This is a genomic window from Arachidicoccus sp. BS20 (assembly GCF_001659705.1).
In the GTDB taxonomy this organism is placed as follows: Bacteria; Bacteroidota; Bacteroidia; order Chitinophagales; family Chitinophagaceae; genus Arachidicoccus.
Window position 1 is genome coordinate 3,003,190 of record NZ_CP015971.1, and the last position, 12,641, is coordinate 3,015,830.

General features: G+C 39.5%; 14 protein-coding genes. 11 read left to right on the forward strand and 3 right to left on the reverse strand.

From position 1 onward, the window contains the following. Positions 1-78 precede the first annotated feature (78 nt). The 5 genes from A9P82_RS13040 (at position 79) to A9P82_RS13060 (ending at position 5,382) form a co-directional block, all read left to right on the forward strand. Complete coding sequence (locus tag A9P82_RS13040; protein WP_066208508.1) at positions 79-549, forward strand: hypothetical protein; 471 nt, start codon at positions 79-81, stop codon at positions 547-549. Positions 550-568: 19 nt separating this feature from the next. Then, entirely contained in the window at positions 569-2,035 is a 1,467-nt protein-coding gene (locus tag A9P82_RS13045; protein WP_066208510.1) for a RagB/SusD family nutrient uptake outer membrane protein, read from the forward strand. A gap of 102 nt (positions 2,036-2,137) precedes the next feature. After that, on the forward strand, positions 2,138-3,187 hold the full coding sequence (locus A9P82_RS13050; protein WP_066208511.1) for an LLM class flavin-dependent oxidoreductase: 1,050 nt from the start codon (positions 2,138-2,140) through the stop codon (positions 3,185-3,187). 21 nt (positions 3,188-3,208) lie between these two features. After that, positions 3,209-4,330: an endonuclease/exonuclease/phosphatase family protein gene (locus A9P82_RS13055; RefSeq protein WP_066208514.1), complete on the forward strand. Its 1,122-nt coding sequence runs from the start codon at positions 3,209-3,211 to the stop codon at positions 4,328-4,330. A 65-nt stretch (positions 4,331-4,395) separates the two neighbouring features. Then, a complete protein-coding gene (locus tag A9P82_RS13060; RefSeq protein WP_082915350.1) occupies positions 4,396-5,382 on the forward strand; it encodes a glycoside hydrolase family 43 protein in 987 nt (328 codons plus the stop codon). Between the two features lie 49 nt (positions 5,383-5,431). Here A9P82_RS13060 and A9P82_RS13065 read toward each other — a convergent pair whose 3' ends face one another. The 3 genes from A9P82_RS13065 to A9P82_RS13075 all read right to left on the reverse strand — a co-directional run bounded on the left by A9P82_RS13065 (position 5,432) and on the right by A9P82_RS13075 (position 7,555). Further along, positions 5,432-6,220, reverse strand: coding sequence for an outer membrane beta-barrel protein (locus tag A9P82_RS13065; protein ID WP_066208516.1), 789 nt, complete (start codon positions 6,218-6,220; stop codon positions 5,432-5,434). A gap of 11 nt (positions 6,221-6,231) precedes the next feature. Further along, positions 6,232-6,873 (reverse strand): hypothetical protein, encoded by a 642-nt coding sequence (locus tag A9P82_RS13070; protein ID WP_156522694.1) that lies wholly within the window; start codon positions 6,871-6,873, stop codon positions 6,232-6,234. A gap of 118 nt (positions 6,874-6,991) precedes the next feature. Beyond that, positions 6,992-7,555 carry an RNA polymerase sigma factor gene (locus tag A9P82_RS13075; RefSeq protein WP_066208519.1) on the reverse strand — a complete coding sequence of 188 codons (564 nt, stop codon included), beginning with the start codon at positions 7,553-7,555 and terminating at the stop codon, positions 6,992-6,994. Between the two features lie 160 nt (positions 7,556-7,715). Here A9P82_RS13075 and A9P82_RS13080 point away from each other — a divergent pair, with 160 nt between their 5' ends. From A9P82_RS13080 to A9P82_RS13110, 6 genes are all read left to right on the forward strand, one after another. Beyond that, positions 7,716-9,347, forward strand: coding sequence for a beta-N-acetylhexosaminidase (locus tag A9P82_RS13080; protein ID WP_066208521.1), 1,632 nt, complete (start codon positions 7,716-7,718; stop codon positions 9,345-9,347). 247 nt (positions 9,348-9,594) lie between these two features. Then, on the forward strand, positions 9,595-10,590 hold the full coding sequence (locus A9P82_RS13085) for a beta-ketoacyl-ACP synthase III (RefSeq protein ID WP_066208522.1): 996 nt from the start codon (positions 9,595-9,597) through the stop codon (positions 10,588-10,590). A gap of 164 nt (positions 10,591-10,754) precedes the next feature. Beyond that, positions 10,755-11,027 (forward strand): YtxH domain-containing protein, encoded by a 273-nt coding sequence (locus A9P82_RS13090; protein ID WP_066208524.1) that lies wholly within the window; start codon positions 10,755-10,757, stop codon positions 11,025-11,027. Between the two features lie 24 nt (positions 11,028-11,051). Then, on the forward strand, positions 11,052-11,423 hold the full coding sequence (locus tag A9P82_RS13095) for a hypothetical protein (protein ID WP_066208526.1): 372 nt from the start codon (positions 11,052-11,054) through the stop codon (positions 11,421-11,423). Next, positions 11,410-11,808, forward strand: coding sequence for a hypothetical protein (locus A9P82_RS13100; RefSeq protein ID WP_066208528.1), 399 nt, complete (start codon positions 11,410-11,412; stop codon positions 11,806-11,808). The genes A9P82_RS13095 and A9P82_RS13100 overlap by 14 nt, the downstream gene beginning before the upstream one ends. Positions 11,809-12,112: 304 nt before the next feature. Continuing rightward, positions 12,113-12,529 (forward strand): hypothetical protein, encoded by a 417-nt coding sequence (locus A9P82_RS13110; protein WP_156522695.1) that lies wholly within the window; start codon positions 12,113-12,115, stop codon positions 12,527-12,529. The last annotated feature ends 112 nt before the right edge of the window (positions 12,530-12,641 follow it).

Here is a 12,641-nt window from a genome sequence, read left to right on the forward strand (position 1 = left end):
TATGCGACAACGCTTAATACGGAAACCGGAAATATTGAGCTTGCGAACGGAAGTACATGGGTACCATATTTAAAAAATTTGCTTCCCAAATATTTCGGCGGATTTGGCACAGATATAAGCTATAAAAATTTTACCCTCAACGCGTTCTTTACATTTAAAAATCAGGACAACGGAAACCTTAGTTTCTATTACAATTACCCGGGATCTATGTATAATCAGCCGTCGATTGTTTTGGACAGATGGCAAAACCCCGGAGACAACACCACTTTTCCAAAATATACTACTACAGATGATGAAAGCAGTTGGTATTATCTTTATAATTCGACACGCAGCTATTTTCACAATTCTTACATAAGGCTTGCAGCATTATCACTGAGTTACAATGTTCCTGCAAAATGGCTCAAAAAATCGCCGTTCCACACTTTGCAGGTTTATGCGTTGGGCAATAATCTGTTTACTTCTACAAGTTTCGCCGGCATGGATCCCGATGTTCCTTACGGAACGCCACCGCTACGCAGCTTTACATTCGGCATAAGAACAAATTTTTAATTTGACTAAATCATTGACAATGGAAAAAATAATTTCAAATAATCTTTCTTCAAAGACGATAAAAATTTTACCGATAATTTCGGCAATCGTTTTTTTGATTTCTGCAACGTCGTGCAACAAATTGTTAGACACTGCGCCGAAATACATTCTCACACCGGAAAAAATATTTTCCAACAACGACTCGGCAAATTATGCGCTGGCTGGCTTATATGGAAGCATGGGCGACGGTGCAACGAATTCCTACCAACAGGCATTTTTGTTGGACGTGCCGGTGGCTTCTTCTTTTTCTGCGGATGAAGCATATCCTGCATTAGGCTTGGCAAATTCGTATTCTCACGACTATTCTAATATGTATACATATTCCATGTTGCCCGGTTCAAATTTTACCGTAAGCAATTATTATTGGGAAGGATTTTACAATTTTATTTATCAGGCGAACTCTATCATAGAAGGCATACAAGGTTCAACAGGAATGACTGTCCCATACAAAAATCAATACATGGGCGAAGCACTTTTCTGGCGTGCTTATTATTACTATTATTTGGTAAACTTTTATGGCCCCGTTCCGTTGATTACAACAAGCGACTATGAGATTAGTTCAAAAATTGCAAGAACAGACACAAGCGCCATTTATCAACAAATTGTATCCGACCTTACAACCGCAGATTCTTTGATGAGCGACGATATAAGCGCCAATGAAGTTTACCGCGTAACCCGAAGCGCTGTAAGGTCCTTGCTTGCACGTGTCAGTTTGTTTACGGGAAATTGGGCTGATGCAGAAAAATATTCAACGGAAGTAATTGGCAATGGCAAATATTCCTTAGCGCCCATCGGCAAAGTATTTTACGACGGCAGCAGCGAAACCATTTTAGGCATCAGCTCTTTGTATGGTTATGCACAAATTGCTACGCAAACGCTTCCCTCGAAAAGTAAATCTTGTGTTTATGCCGTAATGGACTCTGGTACAAATAATTTGGTTAGTGCTTTCAGCAGCAATGATTTGAGAACAAAAAATTATATCTCTTATCAAAAAAACGGCAGCAGCGATTCCATATATATCGATTATAAATACAAAATAAACGGAAGCGTGCAGGCTACAGATGGTCATACGGAATCGACAGTTGTGCTAAGGCTTGCAGAGCAATATTTAATAAGAGCGGAAGCGGAAGCAAGAGAAGGTAAATTGTCTGCCGCCATCGCAGACATAAATGTTGTCCGTCAAAGAGCGCAGGCAACACCATTATCCAATTCAAGCAACAGTGCAGAAGTAATCAATGATGTTATCAATGAACGGCGTTTGGAATTGTGCTTTGAATGGGCTGACAGGTGGTTCACACTCAAGCGCACAGGTATTGTGGACGCCGTAATATCTGCTGTCAAATCGGAATACTGGAAATCTTATGCGAAATTATATCCTATTCCTTTAAAAGAGTTACAAAAAAATCCTTCGCTGACACAAAACGACGGATATGACGGAGTTAATTAAAAAAGTCATTTAAACGAAAGAGGCTGTCATTAAGGATAGTCTCTTTTTGTTTTACGCTAATTTCATTACCGTTAATTTTGTTTATCGCAAAAACAAAACATTATGGAATTAGGTATCAGTATGTTTGCCGACCTTGCATTGAATAAAGAAACGGGCACAAGGAAGCCTGCACAGGAACGTTTACAGGAATTGCTCGAAGAAATAAAGTTAGCGGACGAAGTAGGTTTGGACGTATTCGGCATCGGCGAGCATCATCGTCCCGATTTTGCGGTGTCTGCTCCTGAAATAATTATTGCCGCAGCATCTGTTGTTACCAAAAACATTAAACTTGGAAGCGCCGTAACGGTGCTGAGCTCCGCCGATCCGGTACGTGTTTATCAGAATTTTGCAACGGCAGATTTAATTTCAAACGGTCGTGTGGAAATTGTTGCGGGCAGAGGGAGTTTTATTGAATCGTTTCCTTTGTTCGGTTACGATTTGGAAGATTATGATGCTCTGTTTGAAGAAAAACTGAACCTGCTTTTGCAAATCAATCAACAGGAAGAAATTACTTGGTCAGGAAAATTTCGTGCGCCGTTGTACAAACAAAAAGTATTGCCGCGAGCAAAAAATAATGCGCTGGATATTTGGATTGCTGTTGGCGGAACGCCCCAATCTGTGGTACGTGCAGCGCGATTAGGTTTACCGTTGATGGTGGCAATTATCGGCGGCTATCCTGCACAGTTTAATCCGTTAATTCGTTTGTATAAAGATGAATATCAAAAGAGCGGACACGATGTGCATAAAATGCGTATCGGTGTACACTCGCATACTTTTATTGGCGAGGACAGCAAGCAAGCTGCTGATTATTTATTTCCCGGTTACGCTGCGCAAATGGATGCTGTTGGGCGCGACAGAGGTTGGACGCCATACACGCGTGCCCAGTATGATAAAGGCAGAAGTTTTGAAGGCGCATTGCTCGTGGGCGATGTTTCGGAAGTAACCGAAAAAATAATTTATCAATGCGAAATGTTTGGCTTGACGCGTTTTGTAGCACACATGGACATTGGCGGACCGGAACATAAACAACTGATGAAATCAATAGAATTATTCGGGACAAAAGTTGCACCGGAAGTACGAAAAGCATTGAAGAAATCTGAACCAAAATCCTGATTTTCTGTGTAACTTTACACAATGCCTTTTAAGTTTCTCAGACGGCTTACACGCAGTATTCTACTTGTTCCTACCATTTTGTTGGCGCTGCTGTTTATTGCGAGTTGCATTGCGTCCGAGCTCAATCCGAAAAGCTGGTCGTTCGTAGGTTTTCTTGGTTTGTTGTTGCCGTATTTGATATTGTTGTTGGTATTTGCATTTATCTTTTGGCTGCTCGCAAAACCGTCTTTCTCGTTCATTCCTTTGCTCGCACTGATGATTGGCTGGCGACAGATTTCGGTGGTATTTTCTTATCATGTTTTCAACTCGTTTCATACCGGAGAAAAAGCTGCAAATTCGATTCGTATTGTAAGCTGGAACGTAGGCAGCATGTATGGCTTGAGCGATAATAAAAATAATAAAAAACACGACCGGAAAGAAATTGCCAATACTATTCTTGGCTTACAGCCCGATATTATTTGCCTGCAGGAATTCAGCAATTCCGAAACGCAGGGAAAAGAAGCAGATAATATTGCACTGTTTTCAAAAGATTATCCTCATCATTTTTACTCAAAAGATTTGAATAAAAGAAATGGTTATTATCAATCGGGCAGCATTATTTTTTCAAAATTTCCAATGATTGATTCCGCTAAAATCAACTATCCCAAAGGTATTTCCGAGAGCTTTATTTATGCAGATATTTTGTTTAATAAAGATACGCTTCGTGTATTCAATGTTCATTTACAATCTTACAAATTTTCGCAGCAGGATTATGAAGATATTGCCGCCATTAAACAGCAATCCGATTCTACCATAAAGGCTTCCATCAGCATTATGAATAAGATGCAGCTTGCTTATGCGCGGCGCGGCATTCAGGCCGATGAAATACGCACATACAGCGACAGTACAAAGTTCAAAAGCATTATCTGCGGCGACTTTAACGATGTGCCGGGTTCGTATGCGTACTTTAAGATTCGCGGCAACAGGCAAGATGCTTTTCTTAAAAAAAGTTGGGGTGTTGGTCGCACGTATTATTCCATTGCACCTACATTGCGTATCGATTATATTTTGTCCGATAAAAATTTTTCTGTCAATCAGTTTGATATTGTGGACGAAGATTTAAGCGACCACCTGATGCTCGTGAGCGATGTTCAATTGCACTAAATCATTTTTTCTCAAAAAAAGATTCTGTCCTATTTTTATTGCCTCTTTATAAAATCCAGTTTAATATGTATCAATCATTATGCAAAAGACTTGCTTTCCTTATTTGCTTTATTTTCTTGGTTCATCTTGCGAAATCGCAGAATAATCCGACGTCCGGCAACCCGATATTTCCCGGTTGGTATGCCGACCCTGAAGCAAAAATTTACGGGAACGAATATTGGGTTTATCCCACTTATTCCGCAAAATATGAAGAGCAGGTTTTTGTGGATGCTTTTTCGTCGCCCGATTTGGTTCACTGGACAAAGCACGAAAAAGTGTTGGATACAGCCAATGTAAAATGGGCAAAAAAAGCCGTGTGGGCGCCCGCCGCATTGAAAAAAGACGGCAAATATTATTTGTTTTTTGGTGCGAACGATGTACATCAAGACGAAATCGGCGGCATTGGCGTTGCAGTTGCATCAAAGCCTGACGGACCTTTCAAGGATTTGTTGGGTAAGCCTTTGATTAATGAAATTGTAAACGGCGCTCAGCCGATAGACCAGTTTGTTTTTAAAGATAAAGACGGAAGTTATTATATGTATTATGGCGGTTGGGGACATTGCAATGTGGTAAAATTAAAAAACGATTTTACGGGAATTGAACCAATGAAAGACGGAAAATTATACAAAGAAATTACGCCCAAAGGTTACGTGGAAGGCTCTGTAATGTTTGTGCGAAAAGGGAAATATTATTTCATGTGGTCGGAAGGCGGGTGGACCGGTCCGGATTATCGTGTCGCTTACGCAATGGCAGATTCGCCCACAGGACCGTTTCAACGGATTGGCGTTATTTTACAACAGGACAGTTCTGTTGCAACAGGTGCGGGGCATCATTCCATTATCCAAATTCCGAAAAAAGATAAATGGTATATTGTGTATCATCGCCGTCCGTTGGGAGAAACCGCTGCTAATCACAGAGTAACGTGTATCGATGAAATGCATTTTGATAAAGACGGTAAAATTATTCCCGTAAAAATGACGATGACGGGCGTTAAAGCGTACTCTCTGAAATAGAATAAAAATTCTGTCAGGTGTTCAGTAAACCCGACAGAACTAAACCAAATTAAAACAATCCGAAACTAAGCCCGATAGCAACGGTTTTTAAACCTTTGGGTCCTTGTCCGTTGGCAAAAACATCAGACAAATAATATTTGGCATATAAGCCGAAATCGTTATAGCCGATTCCGAAAAACAAGCCGGCACGCGTGGGATTCAGATTAAATGTCCCTGTCTTTTTTACCTTGCCGTCTTCTTTACTGATTTGCTTTGTTTTTCCGCCTAATAATAATCCGCCTTCAACGCCCGCCGCAATGGAAAAATCTGAACCTCTTACGGGTTTGAAAGTTAATGTCAGCGGCATTGTGAGGTAAGTGGAACGCAACAGGTTTTTAGAAAAATTCTTGCTGTCATCAATGGTGTAAGTGAGTTGATCTTGTCCTTTTTTCAGCGTAATATTTTTTTCAAAATGATACGTGTTCCAGTCCCAGCCGAGCGACGTGGATAACTGCCATTGCTTGTGTTTGTCCAGCTTAACATATCCGCCGATGACGTATAAAATAAATTCGGGACCTTTCTTCAAAGTTAAATCTGCATTTGAAGAAGATACGCCAATATGCCCGTTGTCCATAAACCTGTTCCAGCCGAAACCGAGCGCAGGCTGCACACCAAAGTATGCTCTGTCGCTTTTGAAACCCACTTTGTAGGAATATGACTTTGTATGATTTGCAGAATCGGGTTTATTGATGCTGAAAAGTGCATCATCATTCGTCGTGTCCTTATGAATCAATTTACTTTGTGCATTTACGCAAATGCTTGCTGCAATTATGTTGCAGAGGATAAACAGTTTTTTCATTCGTATATTTTTTATTGTTTTTTATATTTTGTAATAGACACAAAACCTACGTTGATTGTGGCTGAATTTTCATCTTCGTTGTAAACAGATTCACTTACATCCTTTGCCTTGTCTTTGATAGATGAAAGCATTTTAGAGAAGAATGACCCTTTTCTTTTTTTATCGGCTGTTTGTTGCGGCTGACTATTAATGGCAACTGTATTTTCAGTATTATTTACTTCAGTTGATGATTCAATTGTTTTTATGTTTTCAGGCTGATTTTGAACATCAGAAGAAGATGAATTGTTTAAAGCAACTGAATTTGCCTTTTTGATAACTATTGTTTTAGGTTGAATCGATGAATCTATTGCTGCAACTATATTTTCCTTAGGATCTTCTTTTTTTACACTTACCAAAGCAACTGTATTTTTTATTTGTTCTTCCTGCTTTTGTTCAACACGATGGACTAATTTTTTCGGCGCATCATTTTCTTTTTTTGGTGGAGCGATGTCTTTAATAGTAGCGACTTTATTTGCCGGGACAACGAGGGAATCTTTGTGCGGAATACGCTTTTGCTCATTAACGGCAACAACGTTCGCCTCATTTTTTGGAGCTTGCAATTTTAAAAATAAGCCAATTGAAACAATCGCTGCAATGCTTGCTGCGACTGCCATCCAGGCGAAAGGCTTTTTCTTTTTGCCCGAAATTTCTGTTTCGATTTTTTCAAACAAATCCGCAGGCGGCGTTGCTTCCGCATCGTGGAAGATTTGTTTAAACCTGTTATCAAATTCGTTATCGTTTTGCATAATTCATGTTCTCCATTTTTTTAATTTCCTGTCGCAATATTTGCCGGGCTCTTGATAGTTGCGATTTGCTTCCGCCTTCCGAAATATTCAGCGCTTCGGCAATTTCTTTGTGCGAATAACCTTCGATCGCGTACATATTGAAAACAATTCTGTAACCGTCGGGCAATTGGTTAATCAGCTTCATCAAATCTTCCATTTGTAATTTGTCGAATACCGATTCATCTTTCACTTCAGCTACTGCATTTTCGTTTGTTACAATTTCAAATGTGTGAATGCTTTTGCGGTAGTTTTCAATTGCCGTATTTACCACAATTCTTCTCATCCAGCCTTCAAAAGAACCTGTGTCTGAAAACGCATCAATGTTCTTAAACACTTTTATGAAACTCATCTGCAATATATCTTCTGCATCTTCTCGGCTCTTCGCATAACGCAGACAAATCATAAACATCTTCGCCGAATATGCGTTGTACAATTGCCTTTGCGCCGCAGGATTTCGCTTCCTGCATTCTTCAATTACAGCTTCAAAGGAATTGTTCGTCGTTCTGTTCATGCTTCTGCAAATAAAGACGATGATTGATGATAAAAGGTTGCATGAAGAAGAAAATTTTTTTAATGCTTAAGCTCCGCAATCGTTTTCGCAACTTGCAGTTGCAAAAGAATTATTGCTTACATTTATCCACTCAAAAAATCATTCTCAAAAAAATACTTTTATGAAGAAACTCTTCTTTTATGTAATGGCTGTTTGTGTCGGGAATAGTGCCTTTGCGCAAGGCATTCACATCATTCCCGAACCGGAAAGCGTAACGCCTGTGCAGGCAACTTTTACTTTGTCTGCGAATACGAATATCATTGTTTCCGACAAATCAAAAACAGAAAAAACAACAACTTATCTGAATGATTATTTGAAAAAATATTACAGTTTTTCTTTGCCGGATAAATCTGCGAAAATAAATTATGTTGCTTTTCGTTTAGCGCCAAATACAGATACTGTCGGAAGCTATACTTTGGATGTTACCAAAGATTCCATCGTCATTACTTCCGGTAACGAACAAGGACTTTTTTACGGAATGCAGACTTTGATTCAGTTGTTACCGACAACTGTTTCATCAACTCTTCAAATTTCCGGCGTTATTGTAAAAGATGCACCGCGACTGGCTTACAGAGGAATGATGCTCGATTGCGGTCGTCATTTTATGCCTGTTGATTTTGTAAAAAAATATATCGATTATCTTGCTTTACACAAGTTTAATACATTTCATTGGCACTTGACGGAAGATCAGGGCTGGCGCATCGAGATTAAAAAATATCCGCGTCTTACGAAAGTAGGCGCGTGGCGCAACGGAACAATCATCGGGCATCATCCCGGAACCGGAAACGATGATGAACGAAGCGGTGGATTTTACACACAAAAAGAAATTAAAGATGTTGTGAAATATGCAGCCGACCGCTATATTACCATCATTCCCGAAATTGAAATGCCCGGACATTCTTCGGCGGCAATTGCTGCGTATCCGCAATTAAGTTGTTTTCCCGATTCTTCAACAGAAATTCAGGCAAAAGTTTGGAGTGGTCCGAGAACCGGAAAACAGGTGCAGCAATCTTGGGGAGTTTATCCCGATATTTATGCACCTACGGAATATACTTTCAAATTCGTCGAAAATGTGTTGGATGAAGTGATTAAATTATTCCCGTCAAAATACATTCACATCGGCGGCGACGAAGCGCCGAAAGATTACTGGAACAAATCGCCTTATTGCCAACAGTTGATGAAAAATCTCGGCTTGAAAAATGCAGACGAATTACAGAGTTATTTTATCCAAAGAGTAGAAAAATACCTCAACTCAAAAGGGCGTCAAATCATTGGTTGGGACGAAATTCTTGAAGGTGGTCTTGCTCCGAATGCCACTATTATGAGCTGGCGCGGAGAAGATGGCGGAATTGCAGCAGCACAGCAACATCACAATGTAATAATGTCGCCGGGTGGCTGGATGTATATTGACCATTCGCAAATGAAGCATGAAGATTCTTTGACTATCGGCGGATATTTGCCTATTCAGCGTGTGTATAGTTACAATCCTTTCCCTGCAAAACTTACAAGCGATGAACACAAATATATTGAAGGCGTACAGGCAAATGTGTGGACAGAGTATATGTCCAATCCGGCAAAAGTTGAATACATGGTTTTCCCTCGCATGGCGGCAGTTGCCGAAGTTGGCTGGACACAACTTGCTAATAAAAATTACAACGATTTTAAAACCCGTTTGCAGGATGAAATTTCGCGCTATAAATTGTGGGGCGTAAATTATTGTACCAAATGGGATAACCAGCCTGATACAAAATAGGACAAAATTTTTATAAACTAATAAGCATTAGCCGTCGCACATACACGACGGCTAATTTTTTCATATTCCGACGAATTAAATTACATTTGCCCACTACTTTTTATGTAATTGTGAAACTCATTTATTAAAATTTATTTTGAATGAAACATCCGTCTATTTTTATCATTTAAAAATGTGTGAAAGGTAAAGGTGTTCCGTTCGGCAAAAAGAAATTCGCAGTAAAGCTGCAAACGAAAATTATATACGAATGAATAAAGTAAGGGCAGCCATCACTTCTGTTGGCGGATACGTACCGGAAACCAAACTTACCAATAGCGATTTAGAAAAAATGATTGATACAACCGATGAGTGGATTACTACGCGAACCGGTATCAAAGAAAGGCGAATATTAAAAACACCCGGCGCAGCAAGCAGCGATATGGCTGTACCTGCCATTCAGGAAATTCTTCGTAAAAAAAATCTTGACCCGCTGGAAATTGATTGCATCATTTGTGCAACTGTAACGCCCGATATGGTTTTTCCTGCAACGGCAAATATTATCAGTGATAAGATTGGTGCCAAAAATGCTTTCGGCTTTGATTTGGAAGCAGCGTGCAGCGGATTTTTATATGCTTTAACCGTTGGTGCATCTTTTATTGAAAGCGGTCGCTACAAAAAAGTAATTGTAGTGGGCGTGGACAAAATGAGTTCCATTATCGATTATACCGACAGAACGACTTGCATCATTTTCGGTGATGGAGCAGGTGCCGTTTTATTAGAAGCCGGCGAAGAAAATTTTGGGCTGCAAGACGCCATTCTAAAAAGCGACGGAGCAGGAAGAAACTGGTTGTATATGAAAGCCGGCGGTTCACTTAAACCGCCAAGCCTGGAAACAGTTACCTCCAAAGAGCATTATGTGTATCAGGACGGAAAACACGTGTTCAAATACGCCGTTACCGGCATGGCAGATGTAAGCCAGGAATTAATGGAAAAAAATCATTTGACCGGAGATGATATCGATTGGCTGGCGCCGCATCAGGCAAATCTCAGAATTATTGAAGCCACACGCGAGCGCATAGGTATTCCACAGGAAAAAGTAATGATTAATATTCACAAATACGGCAATACAACCGCAGCCACCATCCCGCTTTGCTTGTGGGAATGGGAAAACAAACTAAAGAAAGGCGACAACATTATTATGGCAGCTTTCGGCGGCGGTTTTACGTGGGGCGCGGCATATTTGAAATGGGCATATAACAATTAATTAGTCTTTAGGTTACCAAATAAAACGATAAAAAGCGGTTGTTTTACATAAAGAAAACAGCCGCTTATTTTTTTATTCGGTATTATCATGCTAAATTTATTGATTGGTACGAACCTTGTTCATTGTAGAGTATTTATTTTTGCAAATGAATAAATTGATAGATTATGAAAGACGGTCAGAAATTTTTGTCAGGTTTTATATTAGGTGCAGCCGCGGGAGCGGTAATTACCACGTTTTTACAGGGAGAAAAAGGCAAAGCACTTGTAAAAAATGTGAAGAGCAATCTTAAAGATGCAGCCGGCGACTTGCGGGAAAGCATCGAAAACATTGATACCACTTTGGAAAAATGGGTCAACAAAGGACGCAGCCTGATAGATGAAATCCGCAAAAAAAATAATGAAGAAGACGTATATGATTACGAGGAAATATTTTCATAAATCTTACCGCTAAACAACACTTGCATGGAAGAGCAAAAAGAAGATTTTTTCAAAGATTATGGCAATAAAATAACCGAATATATCGACGACAGATTGCTTTTATTGCGGCTGAAATCCGTAAAGAAAATATCACAGGTTATGGGGCAGTTAATGTGCATTGCTATCATTATGGGGTTGTGCCTGCTGATATTTCTCTTTTTGAGCGTAATGCTCGGCTTTTTGCTCGGAAGACTTTTCGACAGCGAGTTTGCAGGTTTTGGAACCGTTACCGGCTTGTTTATTATCGCGTTGGTTATCATGATTGTAAAACGCAAACAGATACAAAGTAAATTCTTTGGAAATCTTATCATAGACATTCTCCTGGACAAAAACGAAGACGAAGATGAAGTCGCTTAGCGGAAAAAATATCAACCTTTCTCATATCAACAATATAACCGACCTTGATGCTGAAATCCGGAAGGTAAAAGCGCGTGTCCGTACCAATGAAGCAGTAATCAAAAACAATGCGAAAAAAATTCCTGTCGAAGCAGTAAAATCAACAATCGGTTCTATATTACCTACGTTCGCCAAGGCAAAAATTGCAGATGCGGCTTTTGGCACAATACAAACTTTGATAGGAGGTATCATAGCTTCGCTGCTCAATGCTAGAAGCAACGGCACATCATTCAAGCAGGGTGTCGCCGATACTTTCAGGCAAATAGGTTTTTTCGAAACGGTTAAAGCTATCTTCCAACTGTTCAGGGGAAAGAAGAAGAAAGCCGATAAAAATGAGCAATCCTGAATGCAATAATAGTTTTTAAAAAAGAACCGAAACCATACAAGCCTAAACTTCCGCAACAATAATTGTCCGCCTGTTAAAATATCTTTTTTACCGAAAAGCAGCTTGTTCAAATAAACTTAACTTAATTCGTAGAATCTATTCTCATACATTCGTATTCACAAAATCGAATATTGTTTAAAATAAAAAATATAAGTATGAAATGAGCCGTAAGAACTTTGCATATCCAAAGTGATGATTATTTGGCGAAACGGAGTTCGGCGAAGCAATTCCATCTGACCATTAAAAAACAATAAAAAATAAACAGATGAAAAAGATTCTTTTATTAAGTTTTGCTGCATTGTTTTTTGCAGCGACTTCTCATGCGCAAAGCGCCGATACTACGGCAATTCATCACGCGCACAAAGCATGGCAAAAACGTTCTAAAAAAGGCAATACAGATTTTTATAAAAAATTAAATCTCTCTGCCGACCAGCAAACAAAATTGAAGGCAATTAAAGGCGACGAAAAATCAAAAGCCACAGCCATCAAAAACAACAGCAACCTGAGCGCCGACGAGAAAAAACAACAACTGAAAGCATTGAACAAAGATGCTTATAACAAGCGCCAGGCAATTTATACCGACGAACAAAAAGCGCTGATTAAAGAAGACCACGCAAAAAAGAAAGCGCACAAAGGACATAAAAAAGAGGCTACAGGCAACGGTAGCGCGTCAGTCGATTAAACATTATTTTCTCTAAACCGGAAATCAATAATTTGACAATTTAAAAAAGTAAACAGATGAAATGAGCCATAAGAACTTTGCATACTCAAAGCGATGTTTATTTGGCGAATTC

Bases quoted from the DNA above. Each gene is read 5' to 3' on its own strand.
- A9P82_RS13045 (WP_066208510.1), top strand. From the start codon at position 569: ATGGAAAAAATAATTTCAAATAATCTTTCTTCAAAGACGATAAAAATT.
- A9P82_RS13050 (WP_066208511.1), top strand. From the start codon at position 2,138: ATGGAATTAGGTATCAGTATGTTTGCCGACCTTGCATTGAATAAAGAA.
- A9P82_RS13055 (WP_066208514.1), top strand. From the start codon at position 3,209: ATGCCTTTTAAGTTTCTCAGACGGCTTACACGCAGTATTCTACTTGTT.
- A9P82_RS13060 (WP_082915350.1), top strand. From the start codon at position 4,396: ATGTATCAATCATTATGCAAAAGACTTGCTTTCCTTATTTGCTTTATT.
- A9P82_RS13065 (WP_066208516.1), bottom strand. From the start codon at position 6,220: ATGAAAAAACTGTTTATCCTCTGCAACATAATTGCAGCAAGCATTTGC.
- A9P82_RS13070 (WP_156522694.1), bottom strand. From the start codon at position 6,873: ATGGCAGTCGCAGCAAGCATTGCAGCGATTGTTTCAATTGGCTTATTT.
- A9P82_RS13075 (WP_066208519.1), bottom strand. From the start codon at position 7,555: ATGAACAGAACGACGAACAATTCCTTTGAAGCTGTAATTGAAGAATGC.
- A9P82_RS13080 (WP_066208521.1), top strand. From the start codon at position 7,716: ATGAAGAAACTCTTCTTTTATGTAATGGCTGTTTGTGTCGGGAATAGT.
- A9P82_RS13085 (WP_066208522.1), top strand. From the start codon at position 9,595: ATGAATAAAGTAAGGGCAGCCATCACTTCTGTTGGCGGATACGTACCG.
- A9P82_RS13090 (WP_066208524.1), top strand. From the start codon at position 10,755: ATGAAAGACGGTCAGAAATTTTTGTCAGGTTTTATATTAGGTGCAGCC.
- A9P82_RS13095 (WP_066208526.1), top strand. From the start codon at position 11,052: ATGGAAGAGCAAAAAGAAGATTTTTTCAAAGATTATGGCAATAAAATA.
- A9P82_RS13100 (WP_066208528.1), top strand. From the start codon at position 11,410: ATGAAGTCGCTTAGCGGAAAAAATATCAACCTTTCTCATATCAACAAT.
- A9P82_RS13110 (WP_156522695.1), top strand. From the start codon at position 12,113: ATGAAAAAGATTCTTTTATTAAGTTTTGCTGCATTGTTTTTTGCAGCG.